General features: G+C 31.7%; 15 protein-coding genes and 1 pseudogene. 12 read left to right on the top strand and 4 right to left on the bottom strand.

The window, feature by feature from the left end; translation table 11 throughout:
- Positions 1 to 237 precede the first annotated feature (237 nt).
- A complete protein-coding gene (gene plsY, locus KA856_RS07590) occupies positions 238 to 846 on the bottom strand; it encodes a glycerol-3-phosphate 1-O-acyltransferase PlsY (protein ID WP_107385380.1) in 609 nt (202 codons plus the stop codon).
- 203 nt (positions 847 to 1,049) lie between these two features.
- Here plsY and parE point away from each other — a divergent pair, with 203 nt between their 5' ends.
- The 4 genes from parE (at position 1,050) to KA856_RS07570 (ending at position 8,738) form a co-directional block, all read left to right on the top strand.
- A complete protein-coding gene (gene parE / locus KA856_RS07585; RefSeq protein ID WP_182467393.1) occupies positions 1,050 to 3,044 on the top strand; it encodes a DNA topoisomerase IV subunit B in 1,995 nt (664 codons plus the stop codon).
- The gene (parC, locus tag KA856_RS07580; RefSeq protein ID WP_210138587.1) at positions 3,041 to 5,443 is read left to right on the top strand and encodes a DNA topoisomerase IV subunit A; all 2,403 of its coding nucleotides are present in this window, start codon (positions 3,041 to 3,043) and stop codon (positions 5,441 to 5,443) included. The genes parE and parC overlap by 4 nt, the downstream gene beginning before the upstream one ends.
- A gap of 251 nt (positions 5,444 to 5,694) precedes the next feature.
- Positions 5,695 to 7,140 (top strand): glutamine transporter AlsT, encoded by a 1,446-nt coding sequence (gene alsT, locus KA856_RS07575; protein WP_107386597.1) that lies wholly within the window; start codon positions 5,695 to 5,697, stop codon positions 7,138 to 7,140.
- A 371-nt stretch (positions 7,141 to 7,511) separates the two neighbouring features.
- Complete coding sequence (locus KA856_RS07570) at positions 7,512 to 8,738, top strand: AI-2E family transporter (RefSeq protein WP_107386064.1); 1,227 nt, start codon at positions 7,512 to 7,514, stop codon at positions 8,736 to 8,738.
- Between the two features lies 1 nt (position 8,739).
- On the opposite strand, the pseudogene KA856_RS07565 reads toward KA856_RS07570, so the two are convergent.
- A pseudogene (locus KA856_RS07565) lies at positions 8,740 to 8,922 on the bottom strand (IS5/IS1182 family transposase); the annotation flags it as partial.
- A 773-nt stretch (positions 8,923 to 9,695) separates the two neighbouring features.
- Between KA856_RS07565 and mprF the strand changes: the two are divergent.
- From mprF to KA856_RS07530, 7 genes are all read left to right on the top strand, one after another.
- Entirely contained in the window at positions 9,696 to 12,218 is a 2,523-nt protein-coding gene (mprF, locus tag KA856_RS07560; protein ID WP_107386065.1) for a bifunctional lysylphosphatidylglycerol flippase/synthetase MprF, read from the top strand.
- Between the two features lie 436 nt (positions 12,219 to 12,654).
- A complete protein-coding gene (locus KA856_RS07555) occupies positions 12,655 to 13,221 on the top strand; it encodes a hypothetical protein (RefSeq protein ID WP_107386066.1) in 567 nt (188 codons plus the stop codon).
- Positions 13,222 to 13,569: 348 nt separating this feature from the next.
- Complete coding sequence (locus tag KA856_RS07550; RefSeq protein ID WP_182467354.1) at positions 13,570 to 14,574, top strand: LacI family DNA-binding transcriptional regulator; 1,005 nt, start codon at positions 13,570 to 13,572, stop codon at positions 14,572 to 14,574.
- Positions 14,575 to 14,623: 49 nt separating this feature from the next.
- Positions 14,624 to 15,013 carry a D-ribose pyranase gene (gene rbsD / locus KA856_RS07545; RefSeq protein WP_107386067.1) on the top strand — a complete coding sequence of 130 codons (390 nt, stop codon included), beginning with the start codon at positions 14,624 to 14,626 and terminating at the stop codon, positions 15,011 to 15,013.
- Between the two features lie 12 nt (positions 15,014 to 15,025).
- The gene (locus tag KA856_RS07540; protein ID WP_107386068.1) at positions 15,026 to 16,516 is read left to right on the top strand and encodes a sugar ABC transporter ATP-binding protein; all 1,491 of its coding nucleotides are present in this window, start codon (positions 15,026 to 15,028) and stop codon (positions 16,514 to 16,516) included.
- A complete protein-coding gene (locus KA856_RS07535; protein WP_107386069.1) occupies positions 16,503 to 17,450 on the top strand; it encodes an ABC transporter permease subunit in 948 nt (315 codons plus the stop codon). Before KA856_RS07540 ends, KA856_RS07535 begins: the two co-directional genes overlap by 14 nt.
- Before the next feature lie 15 nt (positions 17,451 to 17,465).
- Positions 17,466 to 18,377, top strand: coding sequence for a D-ribose ABC transporter substrate-binding protein (locus tag KA856_RS07530; RefSeq protein WP_107384578.1), 912 nt, complete (start codon positions 17,466 to 17,468; stop codon positions 18,375 to 18,377).
- Positions 18,378 to 18,441: 64 nt separating this feature from the next.
- On the opposite strand, the gene msrA is transcribed toward KA856_RS07530, so the two are convergent.
- Complete coding sequence (gene msrA / locus KA856_RS07525) at positions 18,442 to 18,942, bottom strand: peptide-methionine (S)-S-oxide reductase MsrA (RefSeq protein WP_107505054.1); 501 nt, start codon at positions 18,940 to 18,942, stop codon at positions 18,442 to 18,444.
- Between the two features lie 140 nt (positions 18,943 to 19,082).
- Here msrA and KA856_RS07520 point away from each other — a divergent pair, with 140 nt between their 5' ends.
- Positions 19,083 to 20,060 (top strand): LCP family protein, encoded by a 978-nt coding sequence (locus KA856_RS07520; protein ID WP_107384580.1) that lies wholly within the window; start codon positions 19,083 to 19,085, stop codon positions 20,058 to 20,060.
- Positions 20,061 to 20,668: 608 nt separating this feature from the next.
- On the opposite strand, the gene KA856_RS07515 is transcribed toward KA856_RS07520, so the two are convergent.
- A complete protein-coding gene (locus tag KA856_RS07515) occupies positions 20,669 to 20,857 on the bottom strand; it encodes a 2-hydroxymuconate tautomerase (RefSeq protein WP_107384581.1) in 189 nt (62 codons plus the stop codon).
- Positions 20,858 to 21,004 lie beyond the last annotated feature (147 nt).

Genomic DNA, 21,004 nt, shown 5'->3' with positions numbered 1-21,004 from the left:
ATGATAGTCTGAGCTATAAATCTTTAATTTAATGAATAAAAAAATAGTGAAGCAGAAGTCTATTTTAAAGATTTCTGCTTCACTATAAGGAAAACTGACTAATGAATAGGTTTATGTTCCATCATTTTCTATTAGCCAGACATTCATTTTTACTTATCAGTAGCTGAGGCATTAGATTGTCCCAGTCTGAGTATGTTTGCTATTTTTGTTATTGATTGCTAATGACTTTTGTAATAGTTACATCCATTTAATTTTTGGTTCTTCGCCTTTAAATATTCTAACAATATTAGTTCGATGTCTAAATATTAATAGAACGCCTACACCGATACTCACGACTAGTAAGATATAATCTCGAATTAATAGTGCACCGATTACACAACAGATTGATGCTATGATACTCGATAGTGATACATACTTTGTTAAATAAAGTATGCCGAAGAAAATCGCTGCTAAAATGAGTAATAATATAGGATTGATTCCAAGTATAACACCAGCACTTGTGGCAACCGCTTTTCCACCTTTAAATCCAAGGTAAACTGGATAAACATGACCCAGAATAGCGAATGCGCCTACGATGAGTCCATTTGTGAAAAATGTACTAATAGCACCGTCTGCATGCACTGGTAACCATAGTGGTAAGAACACAACAATAAACCCTTTAAATATATCTAAAAATGTAACAAGGAATCCTGCAGGTTTTCCTAATACTCTAAAACTGTTTGTTGCTCCTGTATTCCCACTACCAAATTGTCTAATATCTTTTTTGAAAAATAATTTACCTATTACATAGCCACTTGGGAAAGCACCAATGAGATAACTTAAAATTAACATGATAATTATCATCACCATACATAATCCACATCCTTTAATGACATTAAAATTATTTTACCATATATGACCTCGGTTAGACGAATAAAAATTTATAACTGTAGTAAAACACGGTTTAAATATTAATTTGATACTTGCAATTTATCAAGATTTATATAAGAATAACTAATGTATAGTTTTAAAAACGAACGTACGTTTGTAGGAGGGCGAAACGATTGGCAATGAACAAACAAAATAAATATTCGGATGATTCCATTCAGGTTTTGGAAGGGTTAGAAGCCGTAAGAAAAAGACCTGGTATGTATATTGGTTCTACCGATAAAAGAGGATTACATCATTTAGTGTATGAAGTTGTCGATAATTCCGTCGATGAAGTATTAAACGGTTTTGGTAATGAAATATTAGTGACAATAAATAAGGACGAAAGTATTACTATAGAAGATGATGGACGTGGGATGCCAACCGGAATTCATACATCGGGTAAACCTACTGTTCAAGTAATATTTACAGTACTTCATGCAGGCGGTAAATTTGGACAAGGCGGATATAAAACTTCAGGTGGTCTACACGGTGTAGGTGCATCAGTTGTAAATGCATTAAGTGAATGGTTAGAAGTAGAAATATACAGAGATGGTGCTATCTATAAACAGCTATTTAGTCATGGTGGTGTACCAGCTACTGGATTAGAAAAGCAAGGTAAAACTAGAAAAACAGGTACTAAAGTTACCTTTAAACCAGATGCTGAAATTTTCAAATCAGCAACATCTTTTAACTATGATGTGTTGAGCGAACGTTTACAAGAATCAGCATTTTTGCTTAAAAATCTTAGAATTACACTTAAAGATTTGAGAGCTGGCAAAGAAAGAGAAGATGTTTTCCACTATGAAGATGGTATAAAAGAATTTGTGAGTTATGTAAATGAAGGTAAAGAAGTGTTACACGATGTAGCAAACTTTGCTGGCACTGCTAATGATATAGAAGTAGAGGTTGCATTTCAGTATAATGATCAATATTCGGAAAGCATCTTGAGTTTTGTCAATAATGTGCGTACTAAAGATGGCGGCACTCATGAAGTTGGCTTTAAAACAGCAATGACGAGAGTGTTTAATGATTATGCTAGACGTATTAATGAATTGAAAGAAAAAGATAAGAACCTAGATGGTAATGATATAAGAGAAGGTTTGACTGCGATTATTTCAATTCGTATACCTGAGGAATTATTACAATTCGAAGGGCAAACTAAGTCTAAATTAGGTACACCTGAAGCCAGAAGTGCAGTAGATTCAGTTGTATCTGAAAAATTACCTTATTATTTAGAAGAAAAAGGACAATTGTCAAAAACCCTCGTTAAAAAAGCATTAAAAGCCCAACAAGCAAGAGAAGCAGCACGTAAAGCAAGAGAAGATGCGCGTTCAGGTAAGAAAAACAAACGAAAAGATACATTATTATCCGGAAAGTTAACACCTGCGCAAAGTAAGAATACAGAGAAAAAAGAATTGTATTTAGTTGAGGGTGATTCAGCTGGTGGTTCTGCAAAATTGGGGCGTGACCGGAAATATCAAGCAATTTTACCTTTAAGAGGTAAAGTTATAAATACTGAAAAAGCACGCTTAGAAGATATTTTTAAAAATGAAGAGATTAATACGATTATCCACACAATAGGTGCTGGTGTAGGTAATGAATTTAAATTAGAAGATAGCAATTACAATCGTGTAATTATAATGACAGATGCGGATACGGATGGCGCACATATTCAAGTGCTTTTATTAACATTCTTCTTTAAATATATGAAACCTTTAGTAGAAGCAGGTAGAGTATTTATAGCATTACCTCCATTGTACAAACTGGAAAAAGGTAAGGGTGCTTCTAAGAAAATAGAATATGCATGGACAGATGAAGAATTAGAAAAACTACAAAAGAAATTAGGTAAAGGATTTAGTTTACAGCGTTATAAAGGTTTAGGGGAAATGAACGCTGATCAATTATGGGAAACAACAATGAACCCAGATACAAGAACGCTGATTCGAGTACAAGTTGATGATGAATTACGTTCATCGAAACGCGTAACAACTTTAATGGGAGACAAAGTAGCTCCTAGACGTGAATGGATTGAAAAACATGTTGAATTTGGTCTTCAAGAAGATCAAAGCATTCTGGATAACAATGAAATTCAAATACTAGAGCAGGATTATTCTGATGAGGAGGAAATGAATTGAGTGAAATAATTCAAGATTTGTCGCTGGAAGATGTTATTGGCGACCGATTTGGTAGATATAGTAAATACATCATTCAAGAGCGTGCATTACCAGATGTTCGTGATGGGCTTAAACCTGTTCAAAGACGTATTTTATACGCTATGTATTCTAGTGGTAATACATTTGATAAAAATTTCCGTAAAAGTGCAAAAACTGTCGGTGATGTTATCGGACAATATCACCCTCATGGTGATTTATCTGTATATGATGCGATGGTTCGTTTGAGTCAAGATTGGAAACTGCGACATGTTCTGATAGAAATGCAAGGTAATAATGGTAGTATTGATAACGACCCAGCAGCTGCTATGCGTTATACTGAAGCGAAATTAAGCAGAATATCAGAAGAGTTATTAAGAGATATTAATAAAGAAACTGTACCATTTATGCCTAACTACGATGATACGACAATGGAACCAATGGTATTACCTGCTAGACTGCCACATTTGTTAATCAATGGAAGTACAGGCATATCTTCAGGTTATGCTACGGATATACCTCCGCATAATCTCGCTGAAGTTATTCAAGCAACATTGAAGTATATAGATAATCCCAACATCACTGTAAGTCAGTTGATGAAGTATATCAAAGGTCCCGATTTTCCTACAGGTGGTATTATTCAAGGGATTGATGGTATTAAGAAAGCTTATGAAACAGGAAAAGGTAAAATTGTTGTTCGCTCTAAAGTCGATGTCGAAGAATTGAGAAATGGTAGAAAAGAACTCATCGTTACTGAATTACCTTATGAAGTTAACAAAAGTTCACTTGTTAAAAAGATGGATGAACTGCGAGCAGATAAAAAAGTAGATGGTATTGTAGAAGTACGTGACGAAACAGACCGTACAGGGCTGCGAATTGCCATTGAATTAAAGAAAGATGTCAATAGCGAAGCGGTTGCTAATTTTTTATATAAAAACACAGACTTACAAGTTGCATATAATTTTAATATGGTAGCAATCAGTGACGGTCGTCCACTTCTTATGGGTATTCGTCAATTTATAGACAGTTATCTCAATCATCAGATTGATGTAGTTACTAAGCGTACACGTTTTGAATTAGATAATGCAGAAAGTAGAATGCATATTGTAGAAGGTCTAATGAAAGCTTTGTCAATTTTAGATGAAGTTATCAAACTCATTAGAAATTCAAAAAATAAAAAAGATGCTAAAGATAATTTGGTTTCTGAGTTTGATTTTACAGAAGCACAAGCTGAAGCTATTGTTACGTTGCAACTATATCGTCTGACAAATACAGATATAGTACAATTACAAGAAGAACATGATGAATTAAAAGCTAAAATTGCACATTTAAAAAATATTTTAGATAACCATGATGCTTTGTTGAATGTTATCAAAGAAGAATTGGGAGAAATAAAAAATAAATATAAACAACAACGTTTATCTACTATAGAAGCTGAAATCAGTGAAATCAAAATTGACAAAGAGGTCATGGTGCCAAGCGAAAATGTGATTATGAGTATTACGAAACATGGTTACATAAAACGAACATCGTTACGTAGCTTTAATGCCAGTGGTGTAGAAGAGCTAGGTGTAAAAGATGGGGATACAATGCTCAAATATCAAGAAGTAAATACATTAGATACAGCATTAGTATTCACTAATAAAGGCAGACATCTTTATATACCAGTTCATAAACTTTCAGAGATTAAGTGGAAAGATTTAGGACAACATGTATCACAGATTGTGCCTATTGATGAAGGCGAGCATGTTATAGATGTTTATTGTGAAAGTGATTTTAAACCAGATGTATTTTATATTTTAGCTACGCGAAATGGCATGATTAAGAAAAGTAATGTCTCTATGTTTAAAACATCAAGATACAATAAACCACTTGTCTCTATGAAACTAAAAGATAATGATGAAGTGATCAATGTAATGAGATTAGATGAACCACAAACGATTACTGTTTTAACACACAAAGGGATGTCATTAACTTACAGTAGTGAAGAGTTATCAGATACTGGACTAAGAGCCGCTGGTGTTAAATCGATTAACCTTAAAAGTGAGGACTATGTTGTGTTAACACAAATCGTTAATGAAAATAACACGATCTTGATGGCGACTCAACGTGGTTCATTAAAACGCATAAGATTTAATATTTTACAAAAAGCTAAACGTGCACAACGCGGTATCACATTATTAAAAGAGCTTAAAAAAACACCGCATCGCATCGTAGCAGCTAACGTTGTTCAGCCGGATCATACAACTTATACAGTATATTCAAAACAACATGAAGAAAGCGGCAATATTAAAGATATTCATTTATCGGAACAATATACCAATGGTAGCTTTGTAGTAGATGTTAAAGAATTTGGTGAAGTTGTTAATATGATCGTTAAATAACACAAGTTTTAAAATTTTGTTAGAAAATACAACAATATAATGATAAAATACCTATTAGGTGTAACAAAAATGAAGCAAGAGATTTATAGTAATGTGAAAAGGTACTGTGCAATGCTTGATGATAAGTACTTTACCGATTCATTTATTTTCATGTCTACATAAGCATTGGATTTTGTTTATAAACATGAATGAAACTATAAATCTCTTGATTTTACTATGAAAATTAATTTGTATAGATGAGAGGGATTAAATTGAGCAATTTTGATAGTTTGATTCCGGATTGGTTCAAAGCATTTGTTCAAGTCGGGAATGATTTAATCTGGTCACAATACTTAATTGGACTTTTAATTACAGCAGGTATATTTTTTACCATTGGATCTAAGTTCGTACAATTAAGATGGATACCGGAAATGTTTCGAGCAATTGGAGAAAAACCTGAAACATTAGAAAATGGAAAAAAAGGTATTTCACCATTCCAAGCATTTGCAATTAGTGCAGGTTCTCGTGTTGGTACTGGTAATATTGCCGGTGTTGCGACAGCAATTGTATTAGGAGGCCCTGGTGCAGTATTCTGGATGTGGATTATTGCTTTTATCGGAGCAGCCAGTGCATTTATTGAAGCGACGCTTGCGCAAGTGTATAAGGTGCCTGATGAAGAAGGTGGTTATCGTGGTGGACCAGCTTATTACATAACTAAAGGACTCAACCAAAAATGGTTAGGTGTTGTTTTTGCGGTATTAATTACAGTGACATTTGCATTTGTTTTTAATACAGTACAATCAAACACAATAGCTGAATCATTAAAAACGCAATATAATGTAAGCCCTATTGTTACTGGTATAATCTTAGCTATTGTTACTGCTATTATTATATTTGGAGGCGTAAGAAGTATTGCAACATTATCTTCTATAATTGTGCCTGTGATGGCAATTATTTATATAGGTTTAGTTGCTGTAATATTAATATTCAACTATGATCAAATCATACCAATGATTGCAACTATAGTTAAAAATGCTTTTGGATTTGAACAAGCAACTGGAGGCGCTGTTGGTGCAGCTGTTCTTCAAGGTATTAAACGTGGTTTGTTCTCAAACGAAGCTGGTATGGGTTCTGCGCCAAATGCTGCTGCTACAGCTGCTGCGCCACACCCAGTTAAACAAGGTTTGATCCAATCATTAGGCGTATTCTTTGATACGATGTTAGTATGTACGGCAACGGCGATAATGATTTTATTATATACTGGATTGGAATTTGGAGAGAATGCAGCACAAGGCGTTGCAGTTACACAATCTGCATTGAATGAACATTTAGGTAGTGCAGGTGGTATTTTCTTAACGATTGCGATTACTTTATTTGCATTTTCTTCCGTTATCGGTAATTATTATTATGGTCAATCGAACATGGAATTTTTATGGGAAAATAAAACTGTATTATTTATTTTCAGATGTTTAGTTGTTGTACTTGTCTTCGTTGGCGCAGTTGTGAAAACTGAAACGGTATGGAGTACGGCAGATGTATTCATGGGTCTAATGGCGATTGTCAACTTAGTAGCTATTATTGGTTTATCTAACATTGCTTTCGCAGTTATGAATGATTACCAACGTCAACGTAAAGCCGGCAAAAAGCCTGTATTTAAACCTGAAGAGTTAGAAATCAACTTGTTCGGTATTGAGAGTTGGGGAATGAAGAAAAAATAATCTTGTTTAAATATTAGTGCAAAGATTTAAATGTTTCTTCATTATCATATTTTCTTTAATATTAATTTATATATAGGCAGTAATATAAAGTTATGTTAAACATTTGATTTTATATTACTGCTTTTTAATATACACTGTAATATTTTAGTCCAATACATTTTTTATTTGTAGTTGTTATTATGAATTATGGGTGTTTAGTTAATTTTTAATAAAACATGACAAAATATATGTTTGGGAAATGGTCATTGTGTTATGATTAACATTAGTTATTTTAAATATTAAACGTTATGTATTGTGTCACAAAAGTGCATAATTTTTTTATTATGCGCTAAAAGATCAATATATTTTGAAAAATAAGGTTTGGTGATGTTATGTCAAATGAAGATAATTTAAAGCAAGAAACGGAATCTAAGAAAAGTAAGTTAAAATTAAGTTTCCCCGAAACGCGTTTTATGAAGTTTTTAGGAGGCAAAGATTTAGTTTTTGCTTTGCTTATATTGATATTTATTGGCTGTGCTATTTTTATATTTGATCAAGTTTCTTATATTTTCAAACCATTTATAATTGTTTTTAATACAATTGTAGCACCGATCATTGTATCGATTATATTATATTATTTATTTAACCCATTAGTTAATTTGATGGAACGATATAATATATCAAGACTTTGGGGTGTGATTATATTATTCTTAGTCATTATTGGTGTGATTGCGTTAGCTATTAATTTATTAATACCTGTGATTGGCGCTCAGTTTAAAAGTTTTGGAAATAACTTCCCATACTATGTAGATAAGGTTAATAAATTTATAGATAGTGTAACGAAATACTCTTTAATTTCTAATTTTTATGGACAAATTCAAGATCAATTAGATTCATTGGCGAAAAAATTACCTTCAATGGTGTCTGATTATTTTAATGGTTTTAGTTCTAAAGTTAAAAATTTTGCTGAAGCTTTAGTAAATGTTGGCGTTGTGATTGCTACAACACCATTTGTTTTATTCTTTATGTTAAAAGATGGGCACCGCTTCAAAGAATTTTCAACAAACTTGATGCCGCCTAAATTTAGAAAAGACTTTCATGATTTGTTAGATAAAATGAGTCTACAAGTTGGTTCTTATATCCAAGGACAAATTATCGTATCGTTTTGTATTGGTATATTATTATTTATTGGGTATAGTATCATCGGTTTAGACTACAGTTTAATTTTAGCTTCAATCGCTGCAGTCACAAGTGTTGTTCCATATATTGGTCCGACGATTGCGATTTCACCAGCAATTATAATTGCTTTAATTACTTCACCGATTATGTTGCTGAAGTTAGTGGTTGTTTGGACAGCTGTTCAATTTATTGAAGGGCATTTCATTTCTCCGAATATCATGGGTAAAACATTGAAAATTCATCCACTGACAATTATATTCATCTTACTAAGTGCAGGTAATTTATTAGGTGTTGTCGGTGTTATTTTAGGTATTCCAGCTTATGCGATATTGAAAGTATTAGTTTCGCATTTATTTACCATGTACAAACGTCGTTATAATAAATATTATGGTGATGATGCAGGGGAATATGAAATTACTTCTGATGAAGAAATTCGTTGATTTAAAATTTAAACAATGTATTAAAAGGCTGAGACATAAGGTTCTTGGTCAAGTGAAAAAAGGCAATTTCTATTGAAATAATATAGAAATTGTCTTTTTCATTATTGTTTTGATTATTGCTAGCTTATTGAGCTATTACTTTTCTAATATTAAGTGCCATCAATACAAATCCAAGTTCTCTTTTGACGTGTTTACTTTTTTAACCGAATACATTTTTAGGGGTTGTTTCAACGATTTCATTCACATGTCGTGACATATCACTTATAGCGATTTTGTAACGTGCGGACGCCCGGGAAATGATATGAGCGAGAGACTACAGGTTCGAGCCATATCCCAGGCAAGCATGCATAATCAAAATCGTAAGATTTTTATATAAAATGGACTCATCCATCATGTGTAATCATATTAAGTTATATCATTTGGTGAAATTAAAATTATAAATTTCTGGCAGTTGTATATGTTAAATCATGTGTTTTAATATTATAAAACAGTTACTTCTTTAAATAATAAATACGAAAGTTTTTCCATTGTTTTAAAACACATCACTTATAGCGATTTTGTAACGTGCGGACGCCCGGGGAAATGATATGGGCGAGAGACTACAGGCTCGAGCCATATCCCCAGGCAAGCATGCACGATCAAAATCGTAGTATTTTAAATATAAAGAGGACCAATCTATATTAAGGATTGGCCCTCTTATTTTGAGAATGGGGATTTATGTTCCAGTCTCTTTTATAATTGCCAAGATGGGATGAAATATTCATTTTAAGTGAATTAGCTTCCCGTTCTGCTCATTTTTATTTTGTTTGTAAGATGATTCCATGTGTAAACTTTTAAACGAAGTATACAGAGTCTAACAATATTGTAATATATAACATGTATAAGAATTATTTATTAAAAATAAGAATTGTGCTATATTTTAAATATTATATGAATATAGAAAAGTGATGTGAACACATGTCAAAGAAGTTAGGAAATAAAATATTAACAATAATGAAAGTTATATTTGCACTTTCGTTATTTATATTTGTTGCTTTTACGTTATATAAAGAATTAGCGAATATAAATTTAAAAGAAACGATTCATTCTATAAAAGATATTAATAGTGTATGGTTGGTTGTGTTGTTTATGAGTGGCGGCCTAGCCATATTGATTTTATCGATGTATGATGTAATTTTAGCTAAGGTATTACATTTGAAAATTTCTTTAGTTAAAACCGTACGTATAGGATATATTGTAAATGCTTTGAATGCAGTATTGGGTTTTGGAGGATTTATAGGAGCGAGCGTAAGATTTTTATTATATAAAGATACTACGGAAGATAAAAAAGGATTACTACACACTATTTCTATTGTTTTAATCTCTATGTTGACTGGTTTGAGTATGCTTTCTATTTTAGTAGTATTTCATGTATTTGATGTTAGGCATGTATTTAGTCCATTCCCTTGGGTTAGATGGTTAATGTATATTGTAGCATTATTTTTGCCGATCTTTATTTTCTTTACAATTTGGAAACCAGTCAATAAAAACAGTAAACTGACTGGGATATATTGTACCATTGTTTCTAGTATTGAATGGATGATTGCTGCTTTAGTGTTGTACATGGCACTATTAATTGTTGGTATACATGTGCATTTTCCTGTATTCATGGGGATATTTATCATTGGCGCTTTATCTGGGTTAATGAGTTTCATTCCCGGAGGATTTGGCACATTTGATTTGGTACTATTACTAGGATTGAAAAGTTTAAACATTCCAGAAGAGAAAATTGTTTTAGCTTTATTACTCTACAGGTTAGCTTATTACCTATTTCCTGTTTTAATTGCACTTATTCTCTCAACATTTGAATTCAGAAATACTGCAAAACGTTATTGGGATGACTCTAAAATTATGATACCTGTCAAAGATATGTCATCACTTCTAGCATCTTATCAAAAAGATATTTTAACAAGAATTCCAGCGTTTTCCATTGCATTATTACTTTTATTTACGAGTGTTTTATTTTTCTTTAATAACATTACAATTATTTATGATGGGCTATATAGTAACAATCATGCGTTTTATTATATTATAGCGTCTATCCATACTTGTGCATGTTTATTATTATTGTTAAATGTGATTGGTGTATATCATTTATCTAAGAGAGCACTTTTGTTCGCTATCTGTTCAATCATCATTATATTTAGCGTCACAGTTTATACTTATCCTTCTTTGATTCTTTTGAGTTGGTTAATAACTATGTTCGTAATGCTTGTTTTATTTTATAGAAGCGCACGCGTCATAAAGCGTCCATTTAGATATACGAAACTATTGTCTAGTGTAATCATAGGCGCACTAGTGTTGTTCATTAACCATGTGTTTATAAAGAATACATTTTATACTTTAGATATTTATCATTTAGAAGTAGATACCTCTCTTTTAAGATATTATTTTTGGTTCACAATTATTACGGTAGTTATTATAGTAAGTGTTATTGTGTGGTGGTTTGAAGCAAGATTTAAATCTGCAGGCAGTGATCACAATCTAGAGCAATGTGAAACAATCATTCAAAAATTTGGCGGGAATTATTTAAGTCATCTAATTTATAGTGGTGATAAGAAGTTTTTCTTTAATGAACAGCAAGATGCATTTGTGATGTATCGTTATAAACGAAATGCATATATTGTTTTGGGTGATCCTATCGGAAATAGTGCATCGTTCCATGAGTTGCTTGAAACATTTTATAATGAAGCACACTATTTAGGTTACGATATTATTTTCTATCAAGTAACTGACAAATATATGTCAATTTACCATGATTTTGGAAATCAATTTTTTAAATTAGGTGAAGAAGCCATTATTGATTTATCAACTTTCACTACTTCAGGAAAAAAGAAGCGCGGTTTGCGTGCTACCTTGAACAAACTAGAAGATTTGGGTTGTAATTTTGAGATGTTAGAACCGCCTTTTTCACAAAACATATTTGATGAATTGAAACAAATAAGTGATGATTGGTTATCAGGTTCTACAGAAATGCAATTTTCAGTAGGGAATTTTAGTGAACATTATATATCACAAGCGCCGATTGGAGTCATTAGAGATAAAGAAAAAGTTATTATTGGTTTTTGTACATTTATGCCTGTGAATGACAATTCGACATTATCTATTGATTTAATTCGTTGGAAATCAGATGCTTCCTTACCACTGATGGATAGTTTATATCTGCATATGCTATTATGGGCTAAAGCAAATCATTATCAATACTTTAATATGGGCATGGCCACACTGTCTAATGTAGGTAAAGTACCGTTTTCATTTTACAGAGAAAGACTTGCTGGTAGAATATTTGAGCATTTCAATGGCTTATATAGATTTCAAGGTTTAAGACGTTATAAAGAAAAGTTCAATCCCAACTGGCAACCAAGATTTTTAGTATATCGTAAAGGTAATTCATTATGGGTAAGTATGACAAAAGTCATGCGCGTAATTAGAAAAAAATAATAAAAAACAACCAACAATCCCGTTAATGATTGTTGGTTGTTTTTTGGAGTTATAGCTTTTAATGGTTTTTGTAGTCAATGCCGGAGAAGTTATTAACTACTTTTTAATAAACTAACTATATACTTTCTAAATATCATTTTGACTCTAACTATATTTATGAATTTCTAGTTACCCCTTTGTCCAAGGTGTAAATATAATATATCATCAATAGAAAACGCTTTCAATACTATAATATCATCTCATGTGAATAAAAATTGACATTTTATATAGTTAATTTCATTTTGAAACTTAAATGTATTTTTACATCAGATTAAAGTTAATATTTGTAATTTGAATTATTATCATTTGTTATATTATTAAAATACATTCAATATTTTAAGATTATGTAGTAACATGTAAATATTAATGCTTGCAGTGTGCGCAATGGGGTGAAAAAATGAAAAAAGTTATCGTTTGTTTGGTATTAATAATGCTTTTAGTTGCGTTAACGTTATCAATTAAGTCGTTATATGATACCATACACACAAATTACAAAGGTTCGAACCAATCTGCTCAAAATGAAAAATTTAAAAAGGAAAAAAATCCAAAGTATAAAATACCTAAGATTAATGTATTATCGCAACAATTCAGTGAAAATTTCATGAATAGTGATGTAAGAAATCATTATATGCATATTTCAAAAGGTATGCACAAGCGTAAAGTTGAAACATATTTTGGTGATAGTGAAAATATAATACAAATTGCTAATGAGAAAGCACATAAATATGGTAACATCGCAGTTTTGTTTAAAAATGATAAAGTTCAACGAATTTTTGTTGTTCCTGATAATGTTACTGTTGAATCGTTTGCTCAAGTACATGGTCAAAGAACATTTACTAGTCATAATCGCACGATAATATATGATGATAATCCATCTAATCATTTTTCTGTTAAAGTATATTTTGATTCAAATGAAAAAGTGACGGCAATAGAAAATATAGATCAAATATCTACTATAGAATAGATATTAATGAGTGTGGACATAATGTTCAATATCAACTTTAAAGACTTATCCGAATTAACAGGATGAGTCTTTTTTATTTAAATTTATATGAGGTGAAAGAATTGCGGTTTTCAAGAAAATGATGAAACTATCACTTAATAAAAGTAATGAAGGTTCGAGTACGTCTTTATTTAATATAACTAATAGCGCAATAGTTTATAAAATGGTAAGATATTTATATTTTTGGTCCGATTAGTATAAACTAATGCTTTTGTGCTATATAAATAAATTAATAAAAACATGGGATATAAAGTAATATAAAAATTAAAATTTCAAATAAACTACCAAAATATAAATTATTATGATAATATGAAAACGGTTACAAAAATAGAGGTGATTTTTATAGTAACAATAAAAGAGGTAGCTAAATTAGCGGGTTGTTCTGTAGCAACGGTATCTAGAGTTATCAATAATAATGGATATGTAAAAGCTCAAACAAAAACACAAATTGAACGTGCGATTCATGAGCTTAACTATCAACCTAATGAAGCAGCACGTACATTATATAAACGCAAGTCAAAAATGATTGGTTTATTATTACCAGATATCAGTAATCCTTTTTTTACATTGATAGCGAGAGGTGTTGAAGATATAGCGCTTGCGCATGGTTTTCAAGTTTTAATTGGCAATAGTGACAACGATGTTGATAAGGCTAAAGATTATCTATCTACTTTCAATGCTTATAATTGTGTAGGCGTGATTGCTACAGCATTTGCTGATGATCAAATCGAAAAGTTATTAGTATCACAAGGTATTCATTATGTATTTGTAGATCGTGTTAAAGATGAAGGTAATGGTATTTCTATGAATCATTTTGAAGGTGGACAATTACAAGCTCGGCTTGTGTTAGAAGGTAAGCCAAAAAATATTTTGATTCTTCATTTAGATTTGAATATTGAGGCATTTAAATTGAGAATAGATGGCATTAAACAAGAATTGAACAATTATGATGTAAGTTATTACGATTGTTCAGCCGAGACTTTAAAAAATAAAAGTGCATTTATTTCATTAGTTAAAGATTTACATATTGATAGCATTATATGTAGCAATGATGTACTTGCAATTGAAACAATGGGACTTATTCAGCAATTTCAATTGAAAGTTCCTGAAGATATTCAAATTGTGGGTTATGACAATATACCTTTTTCTGCAATGACGTTTCCTCAAATTGCAACTATTGATCAGTCTGCGTATTTTTTAGGACAACAAGCGGTATCAATTTTATTGAAATTAAATAAAAACTGTGTAGTGAATCAACAAGATAATACGCTAAAGTTATCAACTAAACGCAGAGGCAGTATTAGATTTGAGTAATGATATGTAACGGGTTACATAAAATATGATTTAACGAAAGGGGAATTAAATGTATAAAACAGGTATTTTGAACAGTGAAATTTCTAAGGTATTAAGTGATTTAGGGCATACAGATACAATTATCATTGCTGATTGTGGATTACTAGTACCAGATGGTGTTAAAAAAATAGATTTAGCATTAACTTTTGGACACCCTTCATTTGAAGAAGTATTTAATTTAGTTAAAGCACATATGAAAATTGAACAGCTTACCATTGCAAATGAAATGATAAAACAAAATAGTGAGTTATATGTGAAATTATTAGCTGAAAATATTGATATGGTCACGGAATCCCATGAAAAATTAAAAATGTATAGTAAGGATGTTAAAGCAATTATAAGAACAGGTGAAGCGACACCTTACGCTAATGCAATTTTATCAAGCGGTGTTTTATTTTAAGGGGTGAAAAATATGATAACGATGAATCAAATTCATAAATCATTTGGTCAAAATGATGTCTTAAGAGGTGTTGATTTTGAAATCAATGATGCAGAAATACATGCGTTAATGGGTGAAAATGGTGCAGGTAAGAGTACGCTCATGAAAATATTAACAGGTGTATATAACGCTGATAGCGGTAATGTTTTAGAAAACGGTCAACCTATTCATTTTAAAAATACGATGGATGCTGAACAAAACGGTGTGTCATTTATACAGCAAGAATTAAATATTTGGCCAAATCTTACAGTGCTTGAAAATTTATTTTTAGGAAAAGAAGAAACAAAAGTTTTTGGCATTGTTGATAATAAAAAAATGAAACAACGTGCTTTGGCTATTTTCAAAAAATTAAATATTGATATCGATTTAAACCGCATGGCAGGTACTTTATCAGTCGGCATGCAACAGATGCTCGAAATCAGTAAAGCATTAATGGAAAAATCGAAAATCATTATCATGGATGAGCCTACTGCAGCTCTGACAAATAACGAAATAAATACGTTGTTTGAACAAATCAAAAATTTAAAAAAAGAAGGCGTTTCTTTTATATATATATCGCATAGAATGGAAGAAATTTTTGCAATCTCAGATCGTATTACAGTAATGAGGGATGGTCGTTCGATATTAACTAAAGAAACTCAAAATACGACGCATGCTGAGATAGTAAAATCTATGATTGGTAGAGATTTAGATAATCAATACCCTGTTAGACAATATCATCAAGGTGATGTTGTGCTTTCTGTTGAAAATTTGGATTCGGCTGAACATCATTTAAAACATATTCATTTTGATTTACATAAAGGTGAAATACTTGGTTTTAGTGGTTTGATGGGTGCCGGTCGTTCAGAAATTATGAGAGTACTTTTTGGCTTAGATAAAGGGAATAAATCGGTGAAACTTAACAATAAGCAATTACAGATTCAAAATCCTAACCAATCCATTTCACAAGGTCTGGCTTTTATCACTGAAAATAGAAAAGAAGAAGGTTTAGTTTTACAGGATTCAATTTTAGAAAACATTACATTACCTGCTTTGAAAAGTTTTTCAAGGTCTGGTTTTTTAACACAACATGCTATGGAACAATATTCAGAACAAATGGTTCAGCGTTTAAATATTAAAGGCAAAATAGGAGATACTTGTGGCAATTTATCAGGTGGTAATCAACAGAAAGTAGTTTTAGCTAAATGGATTGCGACTGCACCACACGTGTTAATACTAGATGAACCAACCCGAGGCATTGATGTAGGTGCTAAACGTGAGATATACCAATTGATGCATGAATTAACTGACCGAGGTATGTCTATTATTATGATTTCATCAGAACTACCAGAGATTATAGGTATGAGTGATAGAGTTGCGGTTGTACATGAAGGATCCATTGCAGGCACATTAGAGGGTTCAGCTATCACAGAAGAACGTATTATGACTTTAGCTACAGGAGGAAAATTAAATGAAACAGTCTAAATTATCATTTTCTTATTCGTATTTGGAAAAAATTATACCTTTTATTGGGTTAATACTATTAGTTGTTATTATTAGTATATTAAATAGTGCTTTTTTAGAACCTTCTAACTTATTTAATTTATTAAGACAAGTTTCTATTAATGGTTTGATTGCATTTGGCATGACTTTCGTAATATTGACTGGAGGCATTGATTTATCAGTAGGTTCAACGTTAGCGTTATCTAGTGCTTTTGTAGCGATTTTAATGGTTTCAGGTATGGATTCTATTGTAGCTTTATTCATGGGTTGTATATTTGGTGCGATTTTGGGAGCTGTGAACGGCTTACTCATCACGATAGGTAAAATGGCACCTTTCATTGCAACACTAGCTACAATGACTGTATTTAGGGGACTAACGCTTGTCATTACAGATGGAAATCCCATTACAAATTTAAATGGTAGTTATGCATTTCAATTATTTGGTAGGGGCTATTTTTTAGGTATTCCAGTACCAGCTGTCACAATGTTTATTACATTTATCATATTATATATTGTGCTACATAAAACCGTATTTGGTAGACAGACTTATGCTATGGGTGGTAATGAAAAAGCAGCATTTATTTCAGGAATTAAAGTTAATAAAATCAAAATAATGATTTATAGTTTAGCCGGCTTAATGTCAGCTATGGCAGGATCAATTTTAACTTCACGTTTAAATTCAGCACAACCAACAGCAGGGATGTCCTATGAATTGGATGCCATTGCAGCAGTTGTACTAGGAGGAACTTCTTTAACTGGTGGTAAAGGTCGTATTGTTGGAACATTAATTGGTGTGTTAATTATTGGTGTTTTGAACAATGGTTTGAATTTACTAGGTGTATCTTCATTTTACCAACAAGTGGTAAAAGGTGTCGTTATTATCATTGCAGTACTGATAGATAGAAAAAATAAATAATTGGAGGTGTTGATATTGAAAAAACTTTTTATAACTACAATAGCTATTTTATTATTTTTAACAGGTTGTTCTCTAGAATCACCTATAGAAAAAAATGATAATGGTAAAGTAGATAAGAAAAAATCTGATGTTGTTATTGGTGTGAGTATTTCTACCTTAAATAACCCTTTCTTTGTGAAAATTAAAGATGGCATTGAGAAAGAGGCAAAGAAACAAGGTGTCAAAGTTAAGTTTGCAGATGCCCAAGATGATGCAGCGAAACAAGCTAATGATATTGATGATTTAATACAACAAAAAGTGGATTACCTGATTGTAAATCCAACAGATTCTGATGCGATATCAGGTAGTATCCAAATCGCGAATGATGAGGCAATACCAGTTATTACATTAGACCGAGATGTAGCTAAAGGGGATGTTGCATCATTTATTGCTTCCGATAATATCAAAGGCGGTGAAATGGGTGGCGAACTCATTGTCGATGAATTAGGTGAAGATGCGAAAGTAGCGGAACTTGAGGGCGTTCCTGGTGCCAGTGCTACACGTGAACGTGGTAAAGGTTTCCATAACGTCGCAGATAAATCACTTGATGTAGTTTCCAAACAAAGCGCTAAGTTTAATAGAACAGAAGGTTTAAATGTAACACAAAATATTATTCAAGCTCATCCTGATATCAAAGCTATTTTTGCTCAAAATGATGAAATGGCTTTAGGGGCAGTAGAAGCGATAGGAAATAAGGATATTAAAGTCGTTGGTTTTGATGGTAATGAAGATGCGATAAAATCTGTTGAAAAGGGTAAGTTATTTGCTACAGTTGCGCAACAACCTAATTTGATGGGAGAAGAAAGTATTAAAACAATAATGAATTTATATAATGGTAAAAAGGTTGAGAAAAAGAATAAAATACCTTTAGAAATGAAACGACAATAAGTTATTTTGAAGTTTGAGTAATAAATAAAAACCGGATGCAAAAGGCACCGGTTTTTTTATGTGCTTACTTATATTTTTGACGTTCTTGCTGTTCTTGAGCATATCGTTCAGGGTTTTTCTTATAAAAATTTTGATGTTCTGCTTCAGCTTCATAAAATGTAGAAGCGGGTAATATTTTTGTAGCAATAGCTTTTTCTTTATCTATACTTTGTTTTAATTGTTCTACATAATCTTCAGCTACCGCTTTTTGGTCTTCATTTGTATAAAAAATTGCTGTTTTATATTGTGACCCTCTATCTTGGAATTGTCCACCTTCATCAGTTGGATCTATTACAGAAAAGAATATTTCTAATAATTTATTGTAGGAAAATAGAGCGACATCATACTCTATTTCAACTGTTTCGTAATGCCCGGTGTCACCCGTTTTAACTTCTTCATACGACGGATTATCTGTATGACCTCCCATGTAACCAGAAGTCACTTTCTCAATACCTTCAAATGTGTCGAAAGGCTTGACCATACACCAAAAGCAACCTCCAGCGAAGTATGCCTTGTTTATATTCATGTTTAACATCCTTTCCATATTAGACCTTAGTACCATATATTAAGATATCACTTGATTTTTATTCAGTTTTTATATAACTTTAATATATGTTAATTATAGTACATAGCAGTGCAATTTTGAAGATATAAGGTTGATTACATATGAATGAACACAAACACAGTAGTAAAGAAAGTGCAAACACAGAAGAACAACCGACGATGCGTAGGACAAAAAAGAAGAAATTAAAAAAATTTCCGATTGTAATTTTAATCATTGTAATTATTTTAGCCATTATAGTTGGTTATTCTGTTCATGGTTATAAATCAGGTATTGAATACGCAAAAGATCATGGCAAAACGCTCAAGCAACATAAATTTAATGGTGCTAAAAAAAATGATGGAAAAATTACGATTATGGTCTTAGGTGCAGATAAAGAGCAAGGTGGTATTTCTAGAACCGACTCAATTATGATTGCACAATATGATTATATTCATAAAAAGATGAAGATGATGTCTGTAATGCGAGATATTTATGCAGATATACCAGGCAATGGGCAACATAAAATTAATTCAGCTTATTCTATCGGTGGACCTGAATTATTACGACAAACATTAAAGAAAAATTTAGGTATAGACCCTGAGTATTATGCAATACTTGATTTTACCGGTTTTGAAAAAATGATTGATGAATTGGAACCTAACGGTGTACCGATTGATGTTGAAAAAGATATGTCTAAAAATATAGGTGTATCGCTTAAAAAAGGTCATCATCGATTAAATGGTAAAGAATTATTAGGTTATGCTAGATTCAGACATGATGAAGAAGGCGATTTCGGGCGTGTAAGACGTCAGCAACAAGTCATGCAATCACTTAAACAAGAATTGGCTAGTTTAGACACGCTACCTAAATTACCTAGAGTTGCAGGTATTTTAAGAGGTTATTTAAATACGAATATGCCAGATTCTGCGCTCATCCAAACTGGTTTGAATTTTGGAATACGTGGTGATAAAAAAGTAGAGTCTATCACTTTACCTGTATCAAACACTTATCAAGATATTCAGTCACCAATGGATGGTAGCGCGCTAGAAATCGATAAAGCCAAAAATAAAGAAGAAGTACAGAAATTTTTAAATGAATGATGATTAAAAGCATTCATTTAAACGTGAATGAAATATAAATCTCATACTTAAAAAGGCTAATCCGTTTTCAAAAGGATTAGCCTTTTTTTATTTGAAAACTTGCGATTTTGACCGTGCATGCTTGCCTGGGGATATGGCTCGAGCCTGTAGTCTCTCGCTCATATCATTTCCCCGGGCGTCCGCACGATGCAAAATCGCTATAAGTGATGTGTTTTAATACAATAGAAAAAAGTTTCGTATTATTTAACTTATACAACTAATAGAAAGTCATATTTTTAATTAACCAAAAGATATAACTTAATATGAAAACACATGATGGATTGGTCCTCTTTATATTTAAAATCTTACGATTTTGACTGTGCATGCTTGCCTGGGGATATGGCTCGAGCCTGTAGTCTCTCGCTCATATCATTTCCCCGGGCGTCCGCACGATGCAAAATCTCTATAAGTGATGTTGTTGAAAATAATTTTATATACCTATACGTATCATTCGTTTTTTTGGTCATATCATTGATAAATGAATAAACTTTTGAAAAGTAAAAAACATCAATCCCTAATATGTTTAGAATAGAAATTGATGATTATGTTCTAGTTTTTTGATATGTAATTTATTGTTGATCTGATTTTCTAATTCCAGCAACACCATAATGAGAAGCTTTCATTTCTTCTATTACAACTTGTATAGCGTCTTTGTTAGCACCTGTTGTTTTCTCTACTGCATTAGTAACTTCTGTGACTAAATTTTTTAGTTGTTCATCAGAACGACCTTCTAATAGTTTTACATTTACTATTGGCATTTAAATTCCTCCTAAAGCTATTTTTATATATTATAGCATGAAAATTCACAAAATTATAAAAAATATAAATAAGAACATTTGTTCTCTTTTATATTGAAATAGAACGTATGTTCTTTTATAATGTAAGTGATTAAGGGAGGAATGTTA

It is taken from the genome of Staphylococcus sp. GDB9P120P, assembly GCF_017893435.1.
Taxonomy (GTDB): Bacteria; Bacillota; Bacilli; order Staphylococcales; family Staphylococcaceae; genus Staphylococcus; species Staphylococcus cohnii.
Note: the sequence above shows the minus strand (reverse complement) of the source record. Positions and strands in the feature narration are given on the sequence as shown.